At 60.0% G+C, this 26,554-nt stretch carries 19 protein-coding genes; 9 read left to right on the forward strand and 10 right to left on the reverse strand.

The features are described from left to right. The first annotated feature begins 302 nt into the window (after positions 1-302). Positions 303-1,697 (forward strand): hypothetical protein, encoded by a 1,395-nt coding sequence (locus tag OH720_RS15170; RefSeq protein WP_272606290.1) that lies wholly within the window; start codon positions 303-305, stop codon positions 1,695-1,697. 170 nt (positions 1,698-1,867) lie between these two features. Here OH720_RS15170 and OH720_RS15175 read toward each other — a convergent pair whose 3' ends face one another. Beyond that, positions 1,868-2,221, reverse strand: coding sequence for a hypothetical protein (locus OH720_RS15175; RefSeq protein WP_272606291.1), 354 nt, complete (start codon positions 2,219-2,221; stop codon positions 1,868-1,870). 170 nt (positions 2,222-2,391) lie between these two features. On the opposite strand from OH720_RS15175, the gene OH720_RS15180 reads away from it, so the two are divergent. Then, positions 2,392-3,351 (forward strand): RHS repeat-associated core domain-containing protein, encoded by a 960-nt coding sequence (locus OH720_RS15180; RefSeq protein ID WP_272606292.1) that lies wholly within the window; start codon positions 2,392-2,394, stop codon positions 3,349-3,351. Between the two features lie 633 nt (positions 3,352-3,984). After that, complete coding sequence (locus OH720_RS15185; RefSeq protein ID WP_272606293.1) at positions 3,985-8,874, forward strand: NAD-glutamate dehydrogenase; 4,890 nt, start codon at positions 3,985-3,987, stop codon at positions 8,872-8,874. A 163-nt stretch (positions 8,875-9,037) separates the two neighbouring features. Here OH720_RS15185 and OH720_RS15190 read toward each other — a convergent pair whose 3' ends face one another. The 4 genes from OH720_RS15190 to pdxR all read right to left on the reverse strand — a co-directional run bounded on the left by OH720_RS15190 (position 9,038) and on the right by pdxR (position 12,411). Beyond that, entirely contained in the window at positions 9,038-9,748 is a 711-nt protein-coding gene (locus tag OH720_RS15190) for an ATPase (protein WP_272606294.1), read from the reverse strand. Between the two features lie 229 nt (positions 9,749-9,977). Then, on the reverse strand, positions 9,978-10,388 hold the full coding sequence (locus OH720_RS15195; RefSeq protein ID WP_008055137.1) for a cupin domain-containing protein: 411 nt from the start codon (positions 10,386-10,388) through the stop codon (positions 9,978-9,980). Between the two features lie 195 nt (positions 10,389-10,583). Continuing rightward, positions 10,584-10,877 carry an antibiotic biosynthesis monooxygenase family protein gene (locus OH720_RS15200; protein WP_180201869.1) on the reverse strand — a complete coding sequence of 98 codons (294 nt, stop codon included), beginning with the start codon at positions 10,875-10,877 and terminating at the stop codon, positions 10,584-10,586. Positions 10,878-10,977: 100 nt separating this feature from the next. Continuing rightward, positions 10,978-12,411, reverse strand: coding sequence for a MocR-like pyridoxine biosynthesis transcription factor PdxR (pdxR, locus tag OH720_RS15205; protein WP_008055140.1), 1,434 nt, complete (start codon positions 12,409-12,411; stop codon positions 10,978-10,980). A gap of 202 nt (positions 12,412-12,613) precedes the next feature. Here pdxR and OH720_RS15210 point away from each other — a divergent pair, with 202 nt between their 5' ends. From OH720_RS15210 to OH720_RS15225, 4 genes are all read left to right on the forward strand, one after another. Then, the gene (locus OH720_RS15210) at positions 12,614-13,054 is read left to right on the forward strand and encodes a carboxymuconolactone decarboxylase family protein (protein ID WP_272606295.1); all 441 of its coding nucleotides are present in this window, start codon (positions 12,614-12,616) and stop codon (positions 13,052-13,054) included. Between the two features lie 73 nt (positions 13,055-13,127). Further along, positions 13,128-14,105 (forward strand): LysR family transcriptional regulator, encoded by a 978-nt coding sequence (locus OH720_RS15215; protein ID WP_272606296.1) that lies wholly within the window; start codon positions 13,128-13,130, stop codon positions 14,103-14,105. 162 nt (positions 14,106-14,267) lie between these two features. Beyond that, on the forward strand, positions 14,268-14,789 hold the full coding sequence (locus OH720_RS15220; RefSeq protein WP_272606297.1) for a GNAT family N-acetyltransferase: 522 nt from the start codon (positions 14,268-14,270) through the stop codon (positions 14,787-14,789). Positions 14,790-14,881: 92 nt separating this feature from the next. Then, positions 14,882-15,376 carry a hypothetical protein gene (locus OH720_RS15225; protein WP_272606298.1) on the forward strand — a complete coding sequence of 165 codons (495 nt, stop codon included), beginning with the start codon at positions 14,882-14,884 and terminating at the stop codon, positions 15,374-15,376. Positions 15,377-15,425: 49 nt separating this feature from the next. Here OH720_RS15225 and OH720_RS15230 read toward each other — a convergent pair whose 3' ends face one another. After that, a complete protein-coding gene (locus OH720_RS15230; protein ID WP_272606299.1) occupies positions 15,426-15,647 on the reverse strand; it encodes a cbb3-type cytochrome c oxidase subunit 3 in 222 nt (73 codons plus the stop codon). Next, positions 15,647-17,074, reverse strand: a complete 1,428-nt coding sequence (ccoN, locus tag OH720_RS15235) for a cytochrome-c oxidase, cbb3-type subunit I (RefSeq protein ID WP_272606300.1) — start codon at positions 17,072-17,074, stop codon at positions 15,647-15,649. Before ccoN ends, OH720_RS15230 begins: the two co-directional genes overlap by 1 nt. Positions 17,075-17,411: 337 nt before the next feature. On the opposite strand from ccoN, the gene OH720_RS15240 reads away from it, so the two are divergent. Continuing rightward, positions 17,412-19,085 (forward strand): nitrite/sulfite reductase, encoded by a 1,674-nt coding sequence (locus tag OH720_RS15240; protein WP_272606301.1) that lies wholly within the window; start codon positions 17,412-17,414, stop codon positions 19,083-19,085. Then, the gene (locus tag OH720_RS15245) at positions 19,082-19,561 is read left to right on the forward strand and encodes a DUF934 domain-containing protein (protein ID WP_272606302.1); all 480 of its coding nucleotides are present in this window, start codon (positions 19,082-19,084) and stop codon (positions 19,559-19,561) included. Before OH720_RS15240 ends, OH720_RS15245 begins: the two co-directional genes overlap by 4 nt. Before the next feature lie 82 nt (positions 19,562-19,643). On the opposite strand, the gene OH720_RS15250 is transcribed toward OH720_RS15245, so the two are convergent. The 3 genes from OH720_RS15250 to OH720_RS15260 all read right to left on the reverse strand — a co-directional run bounded on the left by OH720_RS15250 (position 19,644) and on the right by OH720_RS15260 (position 26,488). Next, complete coding sequence (locus OH720_RS15250; protein WP_272606303.1) at positions 19,644-22,004, reverse strand: tetratricopeptide repeat protein; 2,361 nt, start codon at positions 22,002-22,004, stop codon at positions 19,644-19,646. A gap of 198 nt (positions 22,005-22,202) precedes the next feature. Next, a complete protein-coding gene (locus tag OH720_RS15255) occupies positions 22,203-24,716 on the reverse strand; it encodes a fused MFS/spermidine synthase (protein ID WP_272606304.1) in 2,514 nt (837 codons plus the stop codon). A gap of 194 nt (positions 24,717-24,910) precedes the next feature. After that, a complete protein-coding gene (locus OH720_RS15260) occupies positions 24,911-26,488 on the reverse strand; it encodes an arylsulfatase (RefSeq protein ID WP_008055158.1) in 1,578 nt (525 codons plus the stop codon). Positions 26,489-26,554 lie beyond the last annotated feature (66 nt).

A 26,554-nucleotide genomic window follows, 5' to 3' on the forward strand; every position in this document is an offset into this window, starting at 1 on the left:
GCCTGTGGGAATTTCTGCTGCCTCAGGTGCTGGAACGGAGGGAAAAAACCGATTTCCATTATCAGTCTGATGTATCGAGAAGCCTCTAAAATTCGACTTTGTGAATGGTGAAAGGTACTTCTCACAGAATTTTCCTAACTTGCCCTAGGAAATTTCCGGGCCTGTCGCAGGACGTTTGCAAGAGCTAAAAATAACGCCCCTCCCGCCGGTTTTTTACTTGTGTTGGCGTCATTCAATCCCTTAGCGTGCTCGCCCAGACGCAAAGGATTGCGCAGTCAATCATGAAAAAAGGACCTCTTTCGATGAGTCAGTATTTCGAATGGGCGGATGAGATCAAGCACCTGTCCGAGGAACAAATCGAGCAACTGTACCAGCGCTATCTGAACGGTGAAAAAAGTGCCGATCTGAAAATCGAGTTCAACATTGCGCCTGAAGTCCGCAGTCTGTTGAAAATATTGCCGCCGATTATCAGCAAGGACCTGACCTGTCCCTATTGCGACCTGCCCATGTGGGTGCGTCGGCACGCCAAGGGTACCCCTGTCTCAATTCGTAACCATTTCAAGTGCGTACGTTGCGAGCACTATCACCATGAGCCCGGCCACTATGGGCGAACCAAGCCCTGTACCTGCAATGAGTGCTACAAGCTGCGCCAGCAGGAAATCGCCGCCCAGGCGCAACGCGATCGTCTTGAGCTGGAGAAACGCTACGCAACGTCACGTCCGTCAGTGCCTTATGCGTCGCTGGGTTTCGTCCAGAAACTGACATTGCTCGCCTTGCTGGACGACGGCCATGTCGCTGGCGCCGAGCGCATTGCCTCGCTCGACGCCGGGTTGCGGAGCGAACCGTTGGCGCCCACTGATGAGGCCAGTGAAGCGCTGGTGAGGAACCTGTACGAGGCCGGCGTGCTGAACGTCGATCTGGATGGCGACATCAAGGCCTTCGATCGAGCGGCCGGCTACCTGATCAAAGACTTTTCCTGCGTGCGCTGGCTACCCAATGTCGCGCTGGAAACCGGCGTACGCAGCACTCGCGACGTACTGTACCAGGCGTTGTACCAGGAACTGTCCGGCAGTGTTCAGCCGTCCTGGAAAAGCGAGCTGTATGCCTTGATGTTGAGCCTGGCCCGGGACGAGTCGATTCAGTACATCCAGGTACTGGCCAGCGAAGTGAGCTTTGTGTTCAGTGCCCGAGGGCGTGCCGAAACCGTTGTCGGCCAGCTTCTACAGGACTTCTCGGTGAGCCATGTCTACTACTTTGCGCGATTGGCGGTGAAGAATGCCGCGCATTTTTATGCCACCGGCAACTCCAAGGGCCGAAACCACGCTTGCAACACCATCCCGGGCAACATGTTGGGCACGGCGCAGGACGCCAAGGCGCGAAACTGGCGCAAAACCGCCTATCGCGATTCGCGAGTGCCGCAGTCGTCCTTGCACCGAATCCTGTACGACGTGGTGCTGAAGGACAGCGGAGCCGGTTTTTCCAAGTCCCCCGGCCACTACTGGCGTGATGAACTGGTGCCGCGGTTTTTCTCCGGCGATGCTTGTGGGGCGGATCCTACCGGGCATCTGCAGCTGTTCTGCCGCGAGTGTGAATCGAGCAACGTCGATGCCAGCATGGACCGGATGACGATTCAAATGCTCTGTTACGACTGCGCGACAGTGAGCAAATTTCAGGCGATCGAAGACTTGATCGACTGAATCGGTCGAGGTTCCTTCAATGCGCCCAAATAGCGTCCGATTGAAGTGTCCAAAATCATTAGGCCAGTCCAGTGCCGGCCCCATCGCGAGCAGGCTCACTCCTACAGTGACGGTGTACGCCGCTCAATTGTAGGAGTGAGCCTGCTCGCGATGAGGGCCGATCAAACACCTCAAATCTGGCTGATAAAGGTGCCGGTACCGTCAAGGATGTTCTTCAGGGTCAGTTCAACTTCCGCCAGATCCACCATGTCCGGGTTGAAGGTGATTTCCAGCACATCATCCCCATTCAACGCATCGGCATCCGCAGCAGCGATTTCGATCTTCAGCAGGGTGGGGCTGAGGGTGACTTTCACGCCTTCCAGGGTCGAAGGCTCGCCATCGAGGGTGATTTCCAGCTCGTCTTCATCCCGGTAACGGCTCATCAGGAACATTTCGCCCTTTTCGCTGTGACAGCAGAGCATGGCCATGTTGTCTTCCTCGTCGTCGCACGGGTTGACGATCAAGAGTGCGGCCGTCATTTGCATTTGGGAAGTCCTGGCGCTGGGTGCGGTGTTGGCGGGCAAAGCTTTATTTTTGCCAGCCTCAACGAAATTTTGTTGGAATGAGTTAAAGCTAGCAGTTCTGTTAGTTGTTGTTTTCGTCGCGACGATCGACAGTTAGGGGCGTTTACCTATCCCGGTTTCGGAGGCCCGTCATGTCCAGTACGCGGAAAACACATTTGATCCATTATCGATACGACGCACTGGATCGGTTGGTCAGTCATGTTGAATTCAGTAATCCGGAGTGTCAGCGCTTCTACTGCGACAGCCGACTGGTCACCGAGATAGATGGGAGTGAGCACCTGTCGATTGTTCAGCATGGCGATCAACTGTTGGCGCAACAGCAGCGTCAGAGCAGTGGCGTTTATAGTACTTTGCTGGCCACTGATCTGCAGCGCTCTGTCTTCAATGCGCTTCAAGCGAGGTTGCAGAAAATCAACGCCTACGCGCCCTACGGACATCGCTTCTGTGAAAGCTGCTCGTTCAGTTTATTGGGTTTCAATGGTCAAAGGCAGGATCCAGTGACCGGGCATTATTTGTTGGGCAATGGCTATCGATCTTTTAATCCTGTGTTGATGCGATTCAATAGCCCAGATGATTTAAGTCCGTTTGGTAAAGGGGGGTTGAACGCGTATGCGTATTGCGCGGGGGATCCGGTTAATCGGTCAGATCCTACGGGGCATGTTTTTTCAGCTGTTACCAATGTTTATACTAAAATCAAAGCCCAGTATCTATCGTTTATATACGGTGATCATGTTAGGCCGGTAAAAAATTTCACAAGAATTTCCGAAGGGTTGAGTGTTTTTGTAGATGAATATAAAGGTGGCCGCAGGCTGAATATCCATGGGCATGGGACAGCATCAGGAGGGGTTAAGAGGGAGCAAGGTACCTTTTTAGGTCCCCGAAGCCTTGCTGAATATATAAACGATAGCGGTTTTAGGTTTGAAGATTTTGATAGTGCTCGTCTGTTAACCTGCCATTCTGGAAGTGTGTTCGAACATCAACTGAATCCGTCGAATGCACCATTCGGTCAACTGTTTGCAGATTTTTCAGGTGTTAACGTAAAGGCATATAATGGAAGGTTTTTAGGGGGGGGTGGTGTCGACTCGGATTAGCAAACTAAAAGTCGGAGAATCCTCTACTCGTACCGAGTATTTCAGAATCAATAAGAACTCTGAATCAAGGCGGTCTAAATTTTTTGGTGCCTCCTACGATCCCGTCAGCTTTCAACCTACAAAACTCATTCGTGATGTCCGAGACAACTGATCTGAAAGATGTAGCAAGGAGGTGAGCATCGGGTAGTAGCAATTGTGACGCAGGAACCGCCAAAACGGGGCAACAGGAGAACCCGATCAACCTCATCGGTCATTTCTGGTACGTCAGTACCGTAAATTCGGGATAAAACGCCCAATTTGCCAAGTGGCTGCTAATGTTGTTCGTTGCGCGAGTCCAGAGCAGCATACCGTTGACCGAATATGTCGCAGCACCGCAAGCATCGACCTTGCCGCACTCGTTAAGCTGCGCAACGGATGAGCACCCGTAAAGGCATTGCGTTGCCCGCAGCCCAGTCGCTTTTGCAGATGCCCATTCACGGAAGGTGAATGTGACCCGAGTGTCTCGTTTAGCTTCACCCACCTGTCACCCTGTTTCCTCTGCCCGAGAATCAGGAACGGGGTGACGGGTAGCCCCTGACAGGGGTTTTGCACGCGACGCTTCCATCAATAACAAGCCCAAGCGGAGTACCACAGATGGCGTTCTTCACCGCAGCCAGCAAAGCCGACTTCCAGCACCAACTGCAAGCGGCACTGGCGCAGCACATCAGTGAACAGGCACTGCCACAAGTGGCGCTGTTCGCTGAACAATTCTTCGGCATCATTTCCCTGGATGAACTGACCCAACGTCGGTTGTCAGACCTCGCTGGCTGTACCCTTTCTGCGTGGCGCCTGCTTGAGCGCTTCGATCACGCGCAACCGCAAGTGCGCGTCTACAACCCCGATTACGAACGCCACGGCTGGCAGTCGACCCACACCGCGGTCGAAGTGCTGCACCACGACCTGCCGTTCCTGGTGGACTCGGTGCGTACCGAGCTGAACCGTCGCGGCTACAGCATCCACACCCTGCAAACCACCGTGCTGAGCGTGCGTCGCGGCAGCAAGGGCGAGTTGCTGGAAATCCTGCCTAAAGGCACCCAGGGCGACGACGTGCTGCAAGAGTCGTTGATGTACCTGGAAATCGACCGTTGCGCCAACACCGCCGAACTGAATGTGCTGACCCGGGAACTGGAGCAGGTGCTGGGCGAAGTGCGCGTCGCGGTGAGCGACTTCGAACCGATGAAAGCCAAGGTGCAGGAAATCCTCACCAACCTGGACAACAGCCAGTTCGCCATCGATGCCGACGAAAAGAGCGAAATCAAGGGTTTCCTCGAATGGCTGGTGGGCAACCACTTCACCTTCCTGGGCTACGAAGAGTTCGTGGTCAGCGATGAAGCCGATGGCGGCCACATCGTCTATGACAAGGATTCCTTCCTTGGCCTGACCAAACTGCTGCGCGCCGGCCTGAGCTACGACGACCTGCGCATCGAAGACTACGCCGTGAACTACCTGCGCGAACCGACCCTGCTGTCGTTCGCCAAGGCCGCGCACCCAAGCCGTGTACACCGCCCGGCTTACCCGGACTACGTGTCGATCCGTGAAATCGATGCCAACGGCAAGGTCATCAAGGAATGCCGTTTCATGGGCCTGTACACCTCCTCGGTGTATGGCGAGAGCGTGCGGGTGATCCCGTACATCCGCCGCAAGGTCGCGGAAATCGAACGCCGTTCGGGCTTCCAGGCCAAGGCTCACCTGGGCAAGGAACTGGCACAGGTGCTCGAAGTGTTGCCGCGCGACGACCTGTTCCAGACTCCGGTGGACGAGCTGTTCAGCACCGTGATGTCGATCGTGCAGATCCAGGAACGCAACAAGATCCGCGTGTTCCTGCGCAAGGATCCGTACGGCCGTTTCTGCTACTGCCTGGCCTACGTGCCGCGTGATATCTACTCCACCGAAGTGCGGCAGAAGATCCAGCAAGTGCTGATGGATCGCCTCAAGGCCTCGGATTGCGAGTTCTGGACCTTCTTCTCCGAGTCCGTGCTGGCCCGCGTGCAGCTGATTTTGCGCGTCGACCCGAAAAACCGCATCGACATCGACCCGCAGCAACTGGAAAACGAAGTGATCCAGGCGTGCCGCAGCTGGCAGGACGATTACTCGGCCCTGACCGTCGAAACCTTCGGCGAGGCCCATGGCACCAATGTGCTGGCCGACTTCCCGAAAGGCTTCCCGGCCGGTTACCGCGAGCGTTTCGCCGCGCATTCGGCTGTGGTCGACATGCAGCACCTGCTGAACCTCAACGAAAAAAATCCGCTGGTGATGAGCTTCTACCAGCCGCTGGGCCAGGTCGGCCAGCGTGAGCTGCATTGCAAGCTGTACCACGCCGATACCCCGTTGGCCCTGTCCGACGTGTTGCCGATCCTGGAAAACCTCGGCCTGCGCGTGCTGGGTGAGTTCCCGTACCGCCTGCGCCACAACAGTGGCCGCGAGTTCTGGATTCACGACTTCGCCTTCACCGCGGCCGAAGGCCTGGACCTGGACATCCAGCAACTCAACGACACCCTGCAGGACGCGTTCGTCCACATCGTGCGCGGCGATGCCGAGAACGATGCGTTCAACCGCCTGGTACTGACTGCCGGCCTGCCATGGCGCGACGTGGCGCTGCTGCGTGCCTACGCCCGTTACCTCAAGCAGATTCGCCTGGGCTTCGACCTGGGCTACATCGCCAGCACCCTGAACAACCACACCGACATCGCCCGGGAATTGACCCGGTTGTTCAAGACCCGTTTCTACCTGGCGCGCAAGCTCAGCAGCGACGATCTGGAACAGCGTCTGGAACATGCGATCCTGACCGCACTGGACGACGTCCAGGTGTTGAACGAAGACCGCATCCTGCGTCGCTACCTGGACCTGATCAAGGCCACCCTGCGCACCAACTTCTACCAGACCGACGCAAACGGCCATAACAAGTCGTACTTCAGCTTCAAGTTCAACCCGCACTTGATTCCTGAACTGCCCAAGCCTGTGCCGAAGTTCGAAATCTTCGTTTACTCGCCGCGCGTCGAAGGCGTGCACCTGCGCTTCGGCAACGTTGCCCGTGGTGGCCTGCGCTGGTCGGACCGTGAAGAAGACTTCCGTACCGAAGTCCTGGGCCTGGTAAAAGCCCAGCAAGTGAAGAACTCGGTCATCGTGCCGGTGGGCGCCAAGGGCGGCTTCCTGCCGCGTCGCCTGCCACTGGGCGGCAGCCGGGACGAGATCGCAGCCGAGGGCATCGCCTGCTACCGCATCTTCATTTCCGGCCTGTTGGACATCACCGACAACCTGAAGGACGGCGCCCTGGTGCCGCCGGCCAACGTCGTGCGCCATGACGACGATGACCCGTACCTGGTAGTGGCCGCGGACAAGGGCACCGCGACCTTCTCCGACATCGCCAACGGCATCGCCATCGACTACGGCTTCTGGCTGGGTGACGCGTTTGCGTCCGGTGGTTCGGCCGGTTACGACCACAAGAAAATGGGCATCACCGCCAAGGGCGCGTGGGTTGGCGTACAGCGCCACTTCCGCGAGCGCGGCATCAATGTCCAGGAAGACAGCATCACCGTGGTCGGCGTCGGCGACATGGCCGGTGACGTGTTCGGTAACGGCTTGTTGATGTCCGACAAGCTGCAACTGGTCGCGGCGTTCAACCACCTGCACATCTTCATCGACCCGAACCCGAACCCCGCGACCAGCTTCGCCGAGCGCCAGCGCCTGTTCGACCTGCCACGTTCGGCCTGGTCGGACTACGACACCAGCATCATGTCCGAAGGCGGCGGTATCTTCTCCCGTAGCGCCAAGAGCATCGCGATTTCCCCGCAGATGCAGGAACGCTTCGACATCCAGGCCGACAAGCTGACCCCGACCGAACTGCTCAACGCCTTGCTCAAGGCACCGGTGGACCTGTTGTGGAACGGCGGTATCGGTACTTACGTCAAGGCCAGCAGCGAAAGCCACGCCGATGTCGGCGACAAGGCCAACGATGCACTGCGCGTGAACGGCAACGAACTGCGCTGCAAAGTGGTGGGCGAGGGCGGTAACCTCGGCATGACCCAGCTGGGTCGTGTGGAATTCGGCCTCAATGGCGGCGGTTCCAACACCGACTTCATCGACAACGCTGGTGGCGTGGACTGCTCCGACCACGAAGTGAACATCAAGATCCTGCTGAACGAAGTGGTTCAGGCCGGCGACATGACCGACAAGCAGCGCAACCAGTTGCTGGCGAGCATGACCGACGAAGTCGGTGGCCTGGTGTTGGGCAACAACTACAAGCAGACCCAGGCACTGTCCCTGGCGGCCCGTCGCGCCTTGCCGCGGATTGCCGAATACAAGCGCCTGATGAACGATCTGGAAGGTCGCGGCAAGCTGGATCGCGCCATCGAGTTCCTGCCGGCTGAAGAAGCGATCAACGAGCGCGTCGCGGCGGGCCATGGCCTGACCCGTGCCGAGCTGTCGGTGCTGATCTCCTACAGCAAGATCGACCTCAAGGAGCAGCTGCTGGGCTCCCTGGTGCCGGACGACGACTACCTGACCCGCGACATGGAAACCGCTTTCCCGCCGACCCTGGTGAGCAAGTTCTCCGAAGCCATGCGCCGTCACCGCCTGAAGCGCGAAATCGTCAGCACCCAGATCGCCAACGACCTGGTCAACCACATGGGCATCACCTTCGTTCAGCGACTCAAGGAGTCGACCGGCATGAGCCCGGCGAACGTGGCCGGTGCCTACGTGATCGTGCGTGACATTTTCCATCTCCCGCACTGGTTCCGTCAGATCGAAAACCTGGACTACAAGGTTTCCGCCGACGTGCAACTGGAGCTGATGGACGAGCTGATGCGCCTGGGCCGTCGCGCCACGCGCTGGTTCCTGCGTGCCCGTCGCAACGAGCAGAACGCTGCCCGTGACGTCGCGCATTTCGGTCCGCACCTGGCGGCGTTGGGCCTCAAGCTCGACGAACTGCTCAGTGGCGAGATCCGCGAAACCTGGCAGACCCGTTATCAGGCGTACGTCGCAGCCGGTGTGCCGGAGTTGCTGGCACGCATGGTGGCTGGCACCACGCACCTGTACACCCTGCTGCCGATCATCGAGGCCTCCGACGTGACCGGCCAGGATCCTGCGGACGTGGCCAAGGCCTACTTCGCCGTGGGCAGTGCGCTGGACATCACCTGGTACCTGCAACAGATCAGTGCCCTGCCGGTGGAAAACAACTGGCAGGCCCTGGCCCGTGAAGCGTTCCGCGATGACGTCGACTGGCAGCAACGTGCGATCACCATCTCGGTCCTGCAAGAGGGCAACGGCACCCAGGACGTGGAAACACGCCTGGCGTCGTGGATGGCGCAGCACGAAAGCATGATCGGACGCTGGCGCGCCATGCTGGTGGAGATTCGTGCCGCCAGCGGTACGGACTACGCCATGTACGCGGTAGCCAACCGTGAGTTGCTGGACCTGGCGTTGAGTGGACAAGCGGTGGTGCCAGTCACTGCCAATGCCAGCGCCGAGCTGGAACCGGCGGCCTGATCAGGCGCTGAATGAAAAGCCCCGCATCGAGAGATGCGGGGCTTTTTTTTTTGCCCGATATTTTTGTGGCGCCTGTTCGGGCCCTTTCGCGGGCAAGCCTCGCTCCTACAGGTTTGTGGTGAACCCGTAGGAGCGAGGCTTGCCCGCGAAGAGGCCTTCTCGGTCAATACAACTTCTGACCCTTGTTATCATCAAGCATCGACACTTTATCTGTCGGCCTGGACAACAAATTACTGAGCGACTGGTCAAACTTTTGCAATGCCCTTACTTGCACATTCTGTTGCTCGTTAATGTCGGCGATAATCTCTTCGCTGCGTTTAAAGTCCGCCCACACCGGACTTAACGCCTTCGCGTCATGCCCTTTTGCCGTGCCGATATAACTCAGGTTCTTGTCATAGAAGTCCACACTCACATTGGCCTCGACATCCGAACTGCGCGAGGTGATCAATTGGCTGCGGCTGTCGACGACGGCCACCACATCCGGTTTCGCCGCCTGCAGGCTTTGCATGTCCGGGTACACCGTGACCGAACCAAATTGCCGCTGCAGGGAGGCCTTGACCCAGTCCACCGCCAGATCCGGTTTTGACGTGGCCACGTAGGCGTCGTGGATCGATTGCACCAGCAGGCTCTGGCCGAAACCGGTGCCGGCATTGGCCTGGTAGTCTTGCAGGTAGGCACGGTTGGCCTGGGTATTGCGGCTGTAGACGACGCCAAGGGTTACATCGCTGCCGTTGGGGATGCGCGTTGCGCTGCTGCGGCCCACCGGTTGCGTGAAGATACCGTCCAGCGGTGTCACCGCTGAAGGCGCCGTGGGTATTGAGCATCCGCTTATTAGCACGGTCATGGTCAATGTACTGACAAACGCAAGTTTCATGGTGTTTCTCCAGTGAAACAACTTCGGTCGGAAAGTTACAGTTGCCGCATGGAGTCGGCAGTCACTCCAGACTAAACCGTGTATTGATTAATGAAATAGCCAATTCGCGAAGTTATACGGTGGCCAATAGTTTTGTTCGGTTTAAGTAAGGGTGGTTAATTGCCTGTGGATATAAAAACGCCTGAATCAAGCATTTGGGCGTTTTTATTTATGGCTGCTGGTTTAACGATCAGTTTTGCAAGGGGACCAGCACTTTTTCGTCCGGCGACAACACCATGAATACCAACAGCTTCGCAGGTTTCGTTTTACTGGCATTTTTCGAGACCAGGTGTTCTGAGCCGGCGGGTTCGTACCAATACTCACCAGCCTTGTACGTGACCTCTTTTTCGCCCTTCACCTGGGAAGTGATCGATCCCGAAAGCACATAGGCCATGGCGGTGCCGTCATGTTTGTGGGCGATGGACGCCTGGCCTGGTTTGTAGTCGACCTCAATCATCAAGGCTTTTTTGCCTGGGGCGTTTTTCAGCATCTGGTCCTGCAACACCGTGACCTTTTCTGAAGGGTCACCGGCCTCATGGGCAAACGCCGAAGCGCAAACGGTCAAGGCAAGGGCAGCGAGAGAGCAGCGCAAAAGGTTCATGGTTCATCACCTGCAATGGTTGGTTGTCAGGGACCAATCTATTGCGCCGGGGGGGATAAACAAACAGCCAATTCTCGCGAAGGCCAGGGGACCAATGTACGACGCTGGAATGAAAAAGATCGCAGTCCCCGGAACGTTTGCAGAGGTACCCATACTCTGCAAACGCGGCCAAGGACTGCGATCTTTAACCGTGTCTTATCTGATCGGAAAGCTGTTGAAGTCGACGGCGTTGGCCAGCTGGCAATCGATCAGGTCGATGAAGCCTTGCACCTGGGGACTGTTGAAATGCGATTGCATCGCCGATTCCGATTGCCAGTGGGCGCTGACAGTCCAGCGATTACTGTCCTCAGGGCAGCGGTCGACCATATAGGATTCACAGCCCGGTAGTTCGCGCAGGGTGTCGACAATCTTTTGCAATTGCTTGCCCAGCTCTTCCGAGCGGCCGGCGACGGCCTGAACCTGTACGGTATTGATCACTTTGTAGGACATTGGCTCACACTCCTCATTGAGGGATAACGCCTATGCAGGATAGGCCTGCACCTGCGGACCACCAATAGCCAATCACCGAATAAAATCGCAGACCAATCCGTTAGGCAACCTGCTGCAAAATGTCCCGGAAACGATCCAGGGCGATGTCAATGTCCAGGGTCTCGATGGCGCCAAAACCGAGGAAAAACCCCGCCTGGGGCGCTTGCTGGTAGAAAAAGCTGTCGATGGCATAGAGCCCGACTTCTACTTTTTTTGCCAGCTCGATCACCAGAGGCACGTCGATCGCGACCTTGCACAGCACCACCATGTGAAAACCCGCCGTGGTCGGCACCGCTTCAAGCCAGGGCGCGAGATCACCGGCCATGCGCGCCAGGATCCGCTCACGCCTGCCCGCGTAGATCGTATGGCAGCGACGAATGTGCTTGAGCAGGCAGCCCTCGGCGATGAATTTGGCCAGCGCCCACTGGGGCAGGGTGGAGGTGTGCAGGTCGGTGAGTTGTTTGGCGCGCACCACCGCCTCGAGAATCGCCGGCGGCAGGATCGCGTACCCCAGGCGCAGCTCTGGCAAAAGGGTTTTCGAGAAGGTCCCGACATAGGCCACGATCCCGCGCTCGTCCATGCTCTGCAGTGAGTCCGTGGGGCGGCCTTCATAGCGGAATTCGCTGTCGTAGTCGTCCTCGATAATGATCGCCCCCAGTTCATGGGCGCGTGCCAGCAGCGCGGCCCGGCGCTCCTGGCTCATGGGCATGCCCAGCGGGAACTGGTGCGAGGGGGTGACGTAGATCAGTCGCGTTCCGAGGGGGATTTTTTCCACCACAATGCCTTCGGCGTCCACCGGCACGCCAATCACCGTGGCGCCATGGGTGCCGAACAGCAGGCGCGCCGGGGGATAACCGGGGTCTTCCATGGCGACGATGCTGCCCGCTCGTATCAGCACCCGGGCAATCAGATCCAGCGCCTGTTGCGCACCATTGCACACCACCACGTCCTCATCCTGGCAATTGACCCCGCGAGAAAAGGCGATGTGCTGCGCGATGGCATTGCGCAGCGCCGGCAGGCCTTCGGGCAGGCTGTAGAAACCCTTGGACCCGGCGATCTGGCGCAAGGCGTGGGACGTACAACGCCGCCAGTCGTCCTGGGGAAACTGGCCCTTGCTGGTGGCGCCGCCAATGAAGTCGTAGCGCAGCGAGCCTTCCAGCGTCGGATGACGCAGAAACACCGGCAGGTTGCGCCAGGATTCGATCACCTCGCACCCGGCGAGCTCCGAATGGCTCTGCTTGCGCTCGATTTTCGAGACCCGGGCGTTGACGTAGGTGCCTTTGCCGATCACCCCCGTGAGGAAGTTTTCGTAGGTCAGCTGGGCATAGGTATCGGAGATGGTCTTGCGCGAAATGCCCAGTTGCTCGGCCAGCAGGCGACTGGGTGGCAGTTGCGTCCCGGCGGCCAGGCGTCCCGATTCGATAGCGCTGCGCAGTTGCGTATACAACTGGCCCGCCAGGTCCTTGCGTCCGTTAATGACAACGTGTAGTTCCATACCGGCAAGGCTCCATGGCAATTGAGGCGCGTGTGCAGTGCCAGATTAACCTCAACTGGCGTTTATGCAGTAGTTGTGTGGCGCAAAAACCGCCAATTGGTCTGGGCCAAGTGGTCCACGGATAATTCGCTAAATTGGATATGTAACGCAGCATTAACAACGGCTACCTTGGCGGCACATCATCGCCCTATGAGGTCGCGTCATGAACCCCCGCCTGGATTACTACAGTGCCTCGCCCAAGGCGATGAAAGCGATGATCGCCATGGAAGCGCTGACCAGCAGCCTGAGCATCGAGCAGGCGCTGCTGCACCTGATCAAGATCCGCGCATCGCAGCTCAACGGCTGTGCGTTCTGCACCGACATGCACTCGGTGGACGCCCGGCGCCTGGGCGAGACCGACCGCCGCCTGTACTCCATCGTGGTCTGGCGCGACAGCAACTTCTTCAACCCGCGCGAGCGCGCCGCCCTGGCCTGGACCGAAGCGGTGACCCTGCTTTCGCAGGACCATGTGCCGGACGCTGTCTACGAGCAAGCCCGGGAGCAGTTCAGCGAGGGTGAGCTGGTGGACCTGACCATCGCGGTCACCACCATCAACAGCTGGAATCGACTGGCCGTGAGTTTTCGCCAGGCGCCCAGCGCCTGAGCGGCTGTCATACGTCGTTCATGCAGATTGCGCAGGATGGAACTCCCAGTGAAAGATCGACAGGGAGTCATCGATGTCATTCATGGAAACCCGGGGCGCTCAGCCTGTAGCGCAATACCCCGCAGCCCTCGAAAAAACCACGTCCTGGCGCACCCGAGCGGCGCAGCTCGATCCGCTGCAGGCGCAGTGCTTCAGCGTGATCGCCCGTTGCGGCTGCTTCATGCAGGCGGCCCGCCGCCTCAACATCAAGGCAACCCTGTTGCGCAAGCAATTGGCGCAGCTGGAAAAGCAGTTGCAGTGTTCGCTGTTCAGCCCTTCCGAGAACGGGTTGGTGCTCAGTCGTGACGGCCTGCAACTGCACAAGCAGCTGACCGCATTGGCGCATGAACGCGACCTGCCGGTGATCGAGCAACCCATTGTGCGCCTGGCTGTCGCCGAGACGATCCTGCACGACATCCTCGGTCGTGATCTGGTGGCGTTGTTGCGACGCAATGCCAGTGCGCGCCTGGACATCATTACCCTCGACAGCGAATTGTCCCTGCAGGCGGTCAGTGCCGACGTCGTGGTTTGGCTGGCGGGTACCGACTCGCCGCAGCCGGGCCCGAGTTTTGCCGTCAGCGAGCCGCAATGCCTGGCGCGACTCGACTACGTCCCCCATATCGCCAAGCGCTATTCACGGGTCGCCTCGCGACCCGACAGCCTCGATGACCTGGACGACTTCATGCTGGTGCAGTGGCAGCATGATCGGCAGATCGACAGCTTTCGGCCCTGGAACGACCTGGTCGACCAGCGCCTGGCCGGGATCGTGCAGTCGCATTCCTATCCGCTGATGCTGGAGATGATCCGTTGCAGCGCCTGCATCGGCCTGTTGCCCGGCTACATGAGCCACTTCGACCGTGGCTTGATCGGTTTGCCGGGGCTGTTCCAGCCGCCGATGCAGCGCCAGGTGTGGCTGGCGGTGAATGCCGAGTCCGTGGGGGATGCGCAGGTACAGATGATTGTCGAGTTGATTCTCAGTACCTTCGAAGAGCGGCGGGAGTGGTTCCTGTAGGAGCGAGCCTGCTCGCGAAGAACCAGACAACACCGCGGGGTGTCAGGCATCCCACGTCATCGTTGACGACCATCGCGAGCAGGCTCGCTCCTACAGGGTGTTTTTCCATGATGGATGCGTTGTAGAGTGGGCGGCCATGTCTGTATCAAGGATGAATCACCCATGCCGCTCACTGACGCTGCCATCACCCTCGAACGCTTCGACGAATCCCACCTCGACGGCGTTACCGCGCTGTACAACGACCCTGCGGTCACCCGTCAAGTGTTGCAAATGCCATATCAGTCCGTCGAAGTCTGGCGTAAACGCCTGGAAGCGGACAACGAACGCTCGGTCAAACTGGTCGCGTTGCATCAGGGCGTCGTGGTCGGCGAGCTTGGCCTTGAACAGTTTTCACGTATCCGACGCAGTCATGCCGGCAGTTTTGGCATGGGCGTGGCGCCAGCCTGGCAGGGCAAGGGCGTGGGTTCGCAACTGCTGGCAGCGGCGCTGGACATCGCCGACAACTGGATGAACCTGCGGCGGGTCGAACTGAGCGTGTATGCCGACAACGAAGCCGCCATCGGCCTGTACCGCAAGTTCGGCTTCGAGACCGAAGGACTGTTTCGCGACTATGCGGTACGGGATGGCGCCTACGTCGATACCTTGAGCATGGCGCGTTTGCGCCGCATGCCCAATAGCGATTGATCCATACCGCTCGCGCTTTTAGTCGTACGCGGGCGGCGCGCATCTGCCATGCTGAATGTCCGCAACACCGCTTCAATCAAGGGAACACCGCAATGGACGACGTACGGCAACTGGGCGAGATGCTTCGTCACTACGCAGAAAGCGAAGCGCACAAAAAGCAGCTGTTCGAGACGCAATCGGCCGAGTGGGCCAGGCGCATCGGGGAGTTGTTCGATCAGATCCAGCAGTGGCTGGAGCCGGTCCTGGCGCCGAATCTGCTGGAGGTGAGCCGCGAAACGTATGTCGCGTCCGGGCCAAGTGTTCCGGTGGAAACGTCCACCTTCAAGACCGAAAAGCTGAGCATCCTGATCGCCGGCAAACCGGTGGAGTTCGTGCCGGATGTGATGGGTGCCGGCGGGCAGATTTCCCTGGCCGTCATGGGCTTTACCGCGGCGCGCTATGGCAGTGTTTCGCTGGTGTGCGTGCCGCCGTCCAATGGCTGGCAGTGGCGCAAGACCAATGGCCTTAAAGACCCGGATACGTTTGTCTTCGACGCGGATTTTCTGGCGCAGCAGTTGCAGAGCTTGATTCCGCGCGAACGCGCTTGATCCGAGACGCCATCGCTGGGAAGCCAGCGATGGCACTCTAAGCATCGCCTCAAATTTCGATATTCCCCCAACCCTTTGCGGGCTCTTCTGGTGCGACAGCATTTATGCGCTTGCCTGTAGCGGCTTCGACCCGCCGTGCGACCTCAGGGTCATCGGCAAACGGCATCAGGCTGGCATCGTCCAGGCTTTCGGCAGTCTGATGGCGCAGGCAGTATTCGATGGCGAACCACAGGAACACCACCCCCAGGCTATTCAGTACGATTTCAGTCATCAGGCTATCTGTGCCTCACTTTCCGCCATCGCCACGTCGGACATCCGCACCGTCCGCCACACGTTGTAAGCCATCACCAGCATGCCAGTGAGGAACAACACACCCCCGGCAAAACGCACCACGAACCCCGGATGACTGGCCTGCAAGGCTTCGACGAAGGAATAGGTCAGCGTGCCGTCGTCGTTGATCGCGCGCCACATCAGGCCCTGGGTGATGCCGTTGACCCACATCGAGGCGATGTACAGCACGGTGCCGATGGTCGCGAGCCAGAAGTGCAGGTTCATCAGGCCGATGCTGTGCATCTGCGCGCGACCGAAGACCTTCGGTACCATGTGATAAGTCGCGCCGAAGGTGATCATCGCAACCCAGCCGAGGGCGCCGGCGTGCACGTGGCCGATGGTCCAGTCGGTGTAGTGGGAGAGGGCGTTGACCGTCTTGATCGCCATCATCGGCCCTTCGAAGGTCGACATGCCGTAGAAGGCCAGGGACAGCACAAGGAAACGCAGGATCGGGTCGGTGCGCAACTTATGCCAGGCTCCCGAGAGGGTCATCATGCCGTTGATCATCCCGCCCCAGCTCGGCGCCAACAGGATCAGCGACATGGCCATACCCAGCGATTGCGCCCAGTCGGGCAAGGCGGTGTAGTGCAAGTGGTGGGGGCCGGCCCAGATGTAAAGGGTGATCAGCGCCCAGAAGTGCACGATCGACAAGCGATAGGAATATACCGGCCGGCCCGCTTGCTTGGGCACGAAGTAGTACATCATCCCGAGGAATCCGGTGGTCAGGAAAAAGCCCACGGCGTTGTGCCCGTACCACCACTGCACCATGGCGTCGGTAGCCCCCGAATACACCGGATAGGACTTGAACCAATCCACCGGAATCGCCAGGTGATTGACCACGTGCAGCATCGCGATCACCACGATGAACGCGCCGAAGAACCAGTTACCGACATAGATGTGTTTGGTCTTGCGCTGGACCATGGTGGTGAAGAACACGATGGCGTAGGCGACCCAGACCAGGGTCATCCACACCGCCCCGGAGAACTCGATCTCGGCGTATTCCTTGGTGGTGGTGTAGCCCAGCGGCAACGTGATGAGCATCACCACGATGACCGATTGCCAGCCCCAGAACGTGAAGGCGGCGAGTTTGTCCGAGAACAGCCGCACCTGGCAGGTGCGCTGCACCGCATAGTAGCTGGCGGCGAATTGCGCGCTGCCGGCGAACCCGAAAATCACCAGGCTGGTGTGCAGCGGGCGCAAGCGCCCGAACGTGGTCCACGGCAGGTCCAGGTTCAACTGCGGCCACACCAGCTGCGAGGCGATCCACACGCCCATCGCCATCCCCACGACGCCCCAGATCACGGTCGCCACGATGAATTGGCGCACGACCTTGTAGTTGTAGGCCTGTCCGGTTGTTGTTGTGCTCATGATCAATGCTTCCACGGTTGCAAAGTCGGGCAACTGTAAAAACATCGGCAAATTCAAAACAGACTCAGGAAAAATTGATTTATGCGGATCAGATTCAAAGCGGCCTAAGCCCTGCTGGATTTCTTCTGATACGGGTTTTTCAAAGCCAGCTGAATCTGTAATGCAGATCAGCGTCGGTCCATAGTCACTACCTCAAACCGCCCTCCTGTAGGAGCGAGCATGCTCGCGATGGACGTGAACGATAACGAGTGAAGCCTGACACCCCGTGGCGCCCTCAGGTTTTTCGCGAGCAGGCTCGCTCCTACAGGGGGGACGCTCAACCTGATGAGGTATTTGGATGTATCAGTACGACGACTATGACCGGGCACTGGTGTTCGAGCGGGTTGCGCAGTTTCGCGATCAGGTAGAACGCTTCATGACGGGAGCACTGAGCGAGGAAGAGTTCCTGCCGTTACGCCTGCAAAACGGCCTGTACATGCAAAAACATGCGTACATGCTGCGCGTCGCTATTCCCTACGGCACCCTGAGCGCCCGGCAGATGCGCACCCTGGCGAGCATCGCCCGGGATTACGATCGCGGCTATGGCCACTTCACCACGCGGCAGAACATGCAGTTCAACTGGATCGAACTGGCCGAGGTACCGGACATTCTCGAACGCCTGGCTCAGGTCAACATGCACGCCATCCAGACTTCCGGCAATTGCGTGCGCAACATCACCACCGAAGCCTTTGCCGGGGTCGCGGCCGACGAAATGATCGACCCGCGCCCGCTGGCGGAAATCCTGCGGCAATGGTCGACCATCAATCCGGAATTCCTCTACCTGCCGCGCAAGTTCAAGATCGCCATTTGCTCGGCCGAGCAGGACCGCGCGGCAATCATGATGCATGACATCGGGCTCTATCTTTACCCGGGCGACGACGGGCAAATGCTGCTGCGGGTGATCGTCGGCGGTGGCCTTGGGCGCACGCCGATCCTCGGCTTGCAGATTCGCCAGGACTTGCCGTGGCAGCACCTGTTGTCCTACGTCGAGGCGGTGTTGCGGGTGTACAACCGTCATGGCCGGCGGGACAACAAGTACAAGGCGCGGATCAAGATTCTGGTGAAAGCCCTGGGCATCGAAGCGTTCGCCAGGGAAGTCGAGGAGGAGTGGACGCACATCAAGGATGGCCCGGCGCAACTGACCCTTGAGGAGTTCGAGCGTGTGGCCGGTGCCTTCGTTGCGCCGCAATATCGCGAGCAGGCGGACACCAGCCTTGATTTCGGCACGCATCTGGCCCAGACCCCGGCATTCGCCCGCTGGGTGCAGCGCAATGTCCAGGCACACAAGGTAGCGGGTTATGCCAGCGTGGTGCTGTCGACCAAACCGGGCAGCAGCGCGCCGCCGGGGGATGTCACAGCCATGCAAATGGAGGCGGTGGCGCAGTGGTCAGAGCATTTCGGTTTTGGCGAGATCCGCATCGCCCACGAGCAAAACATCGTATTGCCGGACGTGCCAAAAGCTGACTTGTTCACGCTCTGGCGCCTGGCTTGCGAGCATAACCTCGGCAGCGCCAACGCCGGCTTGCTCACGGACATCATCGCCTGCCCCGGTGGGGACTTCTGTGCACTAGCCAACGCCAAGTCGATCCCCATCGCCCAAGCCATTCAAGCGCGCTTCGAAGACCTTGATTACCTGCATGACCTGGGCGACATCAGCCTCAACATCTCCGGCTGCATGAACGCCTGCGGTCACCACCACATCGGCAACATCGGCATTCTTGGAGTCGATAAGAATGGCAGCGAGTGGTACCAGATCACCCTCGGTGGCGCCCAGGGCAAGCACAGCGCGTTGGGCAAGGTCATCGGCCCGTCGTTCAGCGCCGCGCAGGTGCCTGGGGTGGTCGAGCAGATCGTCGACACCTTCGTGCGATACCGCGAAAGTGAAGAATTGTTTGTCGACACCTTGCAGCGCATCGGCCTGGAGCCGTTCAAGGAGGCGGTTTATCCGAAAGTGCTGGAGGTGTCGGCATGAACAATCTGTTGCGTCTGGAGGAGGGCGGGGCGCGGATTGCCCTGGATGATCCGTGGGCGCTTATCCGCGATCTGGAGCAGCCCTTGCCCACGGGCAAAGTGATCTTGCCGTTGGCGCGCTGGATGGAAAGTCCACGGGAACACGCCGTGTGGCTGGGGCCGGACGATGAGGTGGAGGGGCTTGAACAGTGGTTTGGCCAGTTGCCGTTGATCGCCCTGGATTTTCCGAGTTTTCGCGATGGCCGGGCCTATAGCCAAGCCTATTTGCTGCGCACCCGATTGGGCTGGCGCGGGGAGTTGCGTGCGGTGGGTGATGTGTTGCGCGATCAGCTCAGTCATATGCGTCAGTGTGGTTTCGACAGCTTTGCGGTGCGTGAAGACAAATCGGCCGAGGACGCGCTCAAGGGGCTGGCGGGGATGAGCGTGTCGTATGGGCGCTCGGTGATTGAGCCGCGGCCGTTGTTTCGGCGGCGTTGACTCAAGTCATTCAGTGGCAGGGCTGACGCCTTCGCGGGCAAGCCTCGCTCCTACAGGAGCGGGCTTTTGGATCAACCCCCGATCATTTCAACGCCGGATCCCCCATGTTCATTTTCTTCCAGCCCTGCAACAGCACCTGGGCCTTAGGTTCCTGGCCGTTGTCCAGGTAGTACTGGATCAGCGACAGCCGCGCATTGCGGTTGGCTGGCTGCACTTTCAACAGCCTTTCCAGCTCCTCGCACGCGGCATCGACCTTGCCACTGTCATGCAGGGCCACGGCCAGCACATAGCCGTATTGCGGGCTCTGCGGTTCCAGTTGCGCGGCTTTGCGCAGGAAGGGCATGGCCTGATCGGGTTTGCCAGCACGCACCAGCGACAAGCCCTGGGTGTGTTGCAGCAGTGCGGCGTCGGGGTGTTCCTTCAGGCTTTGCGCCAGCAGCGCATGAGCTTCCTGACTGCGACCGTTGGCTTCCAGCCATTGCACCAGGGTCACCAGCGCCGGGTAGAAGTCCGGGTCGCGCTGGAGCGATGTGCGCAACAATCCTTCGACCTCGCCGCTGCGGCCGCTGGCCTGATACAGCATGGCCAGGTTGAGGTTGGCTTCGGCGCGTTCGGCCAGGCTCTTCTGCACGGTCTCGTACTCGGCGATGGCCGCGTTCCAGTCGTCCTGGGCCGCACCCAGGCCATTGCGCGCCACGCTGAGCAAATCCCGGGCCGCGGCAATGCGTACAGCCTTGACCGGGTCGCTCAGCAACGGCGTCAACAGCGGCGCACGCTCCGGCGGCGGCAGGAACGCGCTGATCGCCCGCACGGCGCTTTCACGCACTTGCGGTGCCGGGTTGCTCAAGTCCCGGGTGGCCAGTTTCAGCCCCTGCTCGCTGGGGTACAGCGGCAATTCGGCAAGCAGGGTCGCCCGTTGAATCGCCGGCAGGTTGCTGCGCTGCAGTTGCTCGTACAGGGCTTGCGCGGCGCCAGGCTGGCCGTTGCGGATCAGCCACAAGCTTTCGTCGTAACGCGGGGCCTGGGCGGCGGTGGAGGTGTTCCAGAGCTTGAACTGCTCGGTGACCTTGTCGCCGGCCTTGCCCTGGTGACAGCTCAGGCAGGCGTCCGGCGTGCCGAGCTTTTTCGCCCGCTCGGGGTTGGGAATGCTGAAACTGTGGTCATGCCGAAAGTCATTGCCCATATAGAACTTGCCGGGCATGTGGCAATCGATGCACTGCGACCCCGGCTGGCCCATGGTGTGGCGGGTGTGTTCGTTGGAATCGTAGTTTTTCGCTTGCAGGCCCTTGCCGTCGACGCCTTCGATGGAGGTCTTGCCAGCGGTGTTGTGGCATTGCAGGCATACGCCATTGCCCGGCGCCTTCAACTCGGTGCTGTGGGGGTTGTGGCAGTTGCTGCAGCGCACGCCCTTGTCGAACATTTTGCTCTGGGCGAACGAACCGTGTTCGAACACTTCATCCTTGATCTTACCGTCCAACGCATACAGCTCGCGGGTCAGGGCGCTTGGAAGGTAATCGTCCATCAGGCGCTTGCCCACGGTGAAGCCGTCGCCCAGTGGTGCACGACGGGAGTGGCAGCGGGCACAGGTTTCGATCTCGACGGTGGCGTTTTTGTCCTTGAGGTCGACGGCAAAACCCGAGTGGAGCAGATCGCCTTTTTTCGTCGTCCATTGCAGGTGATTGGAGGCCGGGCCGTGGCAGGCCTGGCAGCCGACGCCGAGGCTGTTCCACTGGCTGTCGAAGGTGTTTTTCGCGGCATCGAAATTGCGCTTGTAGCCTGTGGTGTGGCACTCGACGCACATGAAATTGGCGTTCTGGCTCGGCTTGCTCCAGTGCAGCGGGTCCTTGAAGGTCACACCCTGGCCTGGATAGAGATGAAACCAGCGCTGCTTCTCGGTATCCCAGGCGATGCCGAGGGCTTGCAAGCGACCTTCGCCGACCTCGATCAGGTATTGCTGCAAGGGTGCGATGCCAAAGGCGTAGGCGACCTTGAAGTCGGCGTTCTTGCCGTCGATGCCAGGGGTGTTGACCCAGAAGCCGTCGTCCTTGCGCGAGAACCGGGTGGTTTCGTTTTCGCCCTTGAAAGTGACGTTGTTGAAGTCGCCGAGCATGGTCTGGGCGTTGGCTTCCTGCATCGCCAATTGGTGATGGGAACCTTGCCAGTCCTTGACCTGTGCACTGTGGCAGCCTTGGCATTGCTGTTCGTCGACCATGGTCGCCGGCGCCACGGCGACGGGTTGCGGTTGCACTTTTGCGGGTTGCGCGACGGGTGTGTTGACCGGCGCGTAGCTCACCGGAGCCGGTTGGCTGCTGAGCAGGAACCAGCCGATGCCCGCGACCGCCAGCAACAAGGCGCCGATGGTGACGGGGAACAGGTATCGATGGATCAGGGTCGGTTGCGAATCAGGGTTTGGCTCTACTGCTTTATTTTTATGTTTCGGCATTACGACTTCCGTAGTCCAGGTGCGTTTACCGTCAGGCGCGCGTTCATGCTCGATGCAGCTTTGCCGGATGGCCGGTTTCTGTCAAATGATGGTTGTGGTGAAGCTGATGGCCCCATCGCGAGCAGGCTCACTCCTACAGGAAAACGCATTCCATGTGGGAGTGAGCCTGCTCGCGATAGCGGTCTGACAGGCGCCGATTTACTCCCCGACAAACCACCGAAAGTATGGATTCCCCCCATCCCCGCGCATCACCTCGCGCACATCCCTGGCCCAGGCATCCCGGTCACCGTCATAGGCGTGCAGGCTCGCCCGGTAGAACTGCATCAGGCGTTGCCGATGGGTGTTCATTCGCTCGGTAAACCCCTGATCGGCGTTCACCAGTACCGGCGGTTGGTGCAAGTCCAGCAAGGCCGGCAACACGCGGCTGATTTCCTTGGCGCGAACCCATGGCGCGTATTCGATGCGCGGTTGATCATCCGTCACGGCCGGTGCATCAGCAGCGAAACGTTCCAGGCCGGCGCGATCGGTGACCCAGGTCGCGAGCAGGGCGGCGGCCGAGCCGATACCGACGTCTTGCAGGGTGCTGCGCACACTGTCCTGCTGGAAACGTTGAGTGATTTTGGCGGCATCCAGCTCGATCGGCGCAAGCGACCCCACCAGCAGCATCTCGTGGAACTCGCTGGTCCACAGCGTGGCGTAGGGGAAGACATCAAGGAAACTGCGCACCAGCGAGCGCGAGTCGTCGATGTTCTGCGTCGGCAGCGGCAACCATTGCGCGACCAGGCCCTGCTTGTGCAAGCGGCTGGCAGCCAATTGATAGAAATCCCGGGAATACAGATTGACCACGCCGGCAGCGGAGGGCGGTGGCGGTTCGAGGGTGATCAAGTCGTAGCGCTGCGGGTTGCGCAGCAGTTCCTGGCGACCGTCGCGCAGGCGCACATCGACACCCGGGTCGGCGGCGGCATTGAAGTTGCCCTTGAACAGCGGCGCGGCCTTGACCACCGACGGCAGCAGTTCAGCGACAACACGCTGCTCCAGGCCCGGATAGCGCGTCATGGCGCCGGCAGTGATGCCCGTGCCGAAACCGATCACCAGTGCCGAGCGGGGTTCGCCGTTGTGGATCAACAGGGGCAGCAGCGCCTGGATGCGCATGTAGCGCAGCGAAGGCATGGCGTCGCCGGTGTTGGAGACACCCTGGATATACAAGCGCTGGAACGCCCTCTGGCCCTTGCCCTGGGTGACCACGGCGACGGTGCCGCCGCGACCTTCATCGTAGAACGCCAAGGTGCCGTTGCGCGCGCCGGGCAGCAGGCTGGCCAGTTTGTCCACCGGGGTCAGCAGCGCCAGCGCCACCGAGACCAGGCCGAGCGCAATTACACCCTGACGCCGTCCCTTCTTCACGCCGTGGCCCTTGCGCACGGCACAGTAGCCAATCCCCGCGGCGATGATCGCTAGCAGTCCCAGGGTTCGAACCAGGCCCAGCAGCGGGATCAGCACAAAGCCGCAGAGCATCACCCCGACGATACCGCCCAGGGTATTGAACGCCACCACCTCACCGACATTGCGCCCTACATGGTCGCGCCCGACGCTCAAGCGCAGGGCCACGGGAAACGCCGCGCCGAGCAGCACCGTCGGCACGAACACAATGCTCAGCGCCGCCACGGCGAAGCGTGTGCTCATGCCGAGCAATTCACTGGCGCCCAATGACAGCACCCAGGCTTCGGCCGCGCTTTGCGCGAGCACCAGCCAACGCCCCAGCAGGGCAATTTCCAGCAATGCGATCAAGCCGGCACCGGCGATCAGCAGGCCGAACACACCCCAGGGATCGCGCAGGCGATCCACCCGACGGGCGAGCAGGACGCTGCCGAGGAACAGCCCGGTGAGGTACGTCGCCAACACCACGGCAAAGGCGTAGGTGCGGGTACTCATGAACTGCACGATGGACTGCGACCAGACCACTTCGTAACCCAGGGCCACGCCGCCGGCAATCGAATACAACCACAGGGCCAGGCGATCCGACGCTTTGTCGGCGTGGTGGTGGACCGGGGTTTCAACGGCCAGGACACGCTGGCGCTGGAACCACAGGGCACCGGCGGCGGCCAGCAGATTGAGCATCGCGGCGGCCAGGGCACTGCCGCGCACGCCGAGGGTGGCGATCAGGACGAACGCGGCGAGCAGAGTGCCGGCAATGGCGCCCGCAGTGTTGGCCGCGTACAGGTGACCACCGGCCTTGCCCAATTGCTGCGGATCGGCGGCCAGGGAGCGCACCAGCACCGGCAGCGTGCCACCCATGAGCAACGCCGGAAGGCCCACCAGCGCAAACGGCAACACCCAGGCCAACAGGCCCACCTGCTGCTCCAGCCAGGCAAACGGACTGGCCGCCAGGCTCATGGCGAAGGTCGCGCCGACACCCAGCACCGCCACCAGCACTTCCAGCCCGGCGTACAACAGGACCGGTTGCTGCAAGCGGTCCGCCCAGCGGCCGAACAGCAAGCCACCCAGGGCCAGGCCGGCGAAAAATGCGCTGATCCCGGTGGTAATGGCGTACACCTCGACGCCCACCACCAGCGACAGCTGCTTGATCCACAGCACCTGATACACCAGCGCGGCGGCGCCGGAGACGAACAACAACAGGGCGGGGATCAACAGCGCCGGGGAGGCGACGTGGGGGGCAGGTATGGCCGACGACTTGCTGGCGACACGTGAGGACATTGCGGATTGCCTTGTTCCAGTTCAAAAGCATCTGCGACTGCGCCACCCTCATCGCGGGCAAGCCCGCTCCCACAGTAGATCTTCGGTGCAACCAAAATCCCTGTGGGAGCGAGCTTGCTCGCGATGGGGACGACGCGGTCCCAAGTCTAAAATAGAGCCGCTCGCCAATGAAGGCGAGCGGCGGTCAAGCGGTCTTACTTGGCACCGGCTTTCATTTTTTCTGCGATTTTCTTGTCAACTTCTTCTTGTACCTGGTCGATACTGAAGCTCGCCGGGCGTTGGCTAGGCGGGTAATCGACAAAGGTTTGCAGGAAGGCTGCTGATTTCGAGATACCCTGGAATATCAGATAGTCGTTCTTCGCAAGCCAGTCATAGTATTGGTCAGATACCACATCGGCACGCTCGTAGGGGTCCATGCGCAAGTTGAAAATCTTCGGCACGCGCAGGCAGGTGAACGGTTCGCTCCAGACCTTGAAGCCCCCCGGCGCACGTTGCTCGCAGAAAACGAACTTCCAGTCGTTGTAACGCATGCTCACCAGCACGCCATCATCGTTGAAGTAGAAGAACTCGTTACGCGCACTCTTGTCGGCCTTGCCGGTCAGGTAATCCAACTGGTTGTAACCGTCCAGGTGCACCTTGAAGTTCTTCCCGCCCAGGTCGGCGCCCTTGAGCAGGCGGTCCTTGATATCGGTATCGCCGACAGCCGCCAGCAAGGTCGGGAACCAGTCCAGTCCGGAGAACATCTGGGTCGACACTTCGCCAGGCTTGACGTGGCCCGGCCAGCGAATCATCGCCGGAACCCGATAGGCACCTTCCCAGTTGGAGTTTTTCTCGTTGCGGAACGGGGTGGTTGCCGCATCCGGCCAGGACCATTGGTTCGGGCCGTTGTCGGTGGTGTAGACCACGATAGTGTTATCGGTGATCTTCAGGTCATCCAGCGTCTTCAGCAACTTGCCGACGTCGCCATCGTGTTCGAGCATACCGTCGGCATACTCGTTACCGGGCATGCCGCTCTGGCCCTGCATGGATTCGCGCACGTGAGTGAAGGCATGCATGCGGGTGGTGTTCATCCAGACGAAGAACGGTTTGTCCGCCTTGGCCTGTTTCTCGATGAACGCCTGGGCGGCGGCGGTGGTTTCGTCGTCGATGGTTTCCATGCGTTTTTTGGTCAGCGCGCCGGTGTCTTCGATCTTGCCATCGGCGAAGCTGTGGATCACGCCGCGCGGAGAGGCTGCCTTGACGAACTCGGCATCGTCCTTGGGCCAGTAGGGGCGTTCCGGCTCCTCTTCAGCGTTGAGGTGGTAGAGGTTGCCGAAGAACTCGTCAAAGCCATGGTTGGTGGGCAGGTACTCGTCCTTGTCCCCCAAATGGTTCTTGCCGAACTGACCCGTTGCGTAACCCTTGGCCTTGAGCGCCTGGGCAATGGTCACGTCCCTGGCCTGCAAACCCACCGGCACGCCCGGCATGCCCACTTTGGACAGGCCGGTGCGCAGTGCGGACTGGCCGGTAATGAAGGTCGAGCGCCCGGCCGTGCAACTGTTCTCCGCGTAATAATCGGTGAACATCATGCCTTCCTTGGCGATGCGATCGATGTTCGGCGTCTTGTAGCCGACCACACCCATGGAGTAGGCGCTGATATTGGTCTGGCCGATGTCATCGCCGAAGATCACGAGAATATTGGGCTTATCCGCGGCCCCGGCTGTCGCCGAGAACGCCATCACCGAAGCCGCCAGCAAGGCCGCCTTCGGTAACCACTTGCGTATGCCAGTCATATGACTTGCTCCTTTTGCTTGAGTCGCTCGGGTGCGACAAACGTTCATTGCGGTCCTGCGTCACGC

Source organism: Pseudomonas sp. WJP1, assembly GCF_028471945.1.
In the GTDB taxonomy this organism is placed as follows: Bacteria; Pseudomonadota; Gammaproteobacteria; order Pseudomonadales; family Pseudomonadaceae; genus Aquipseudomonas.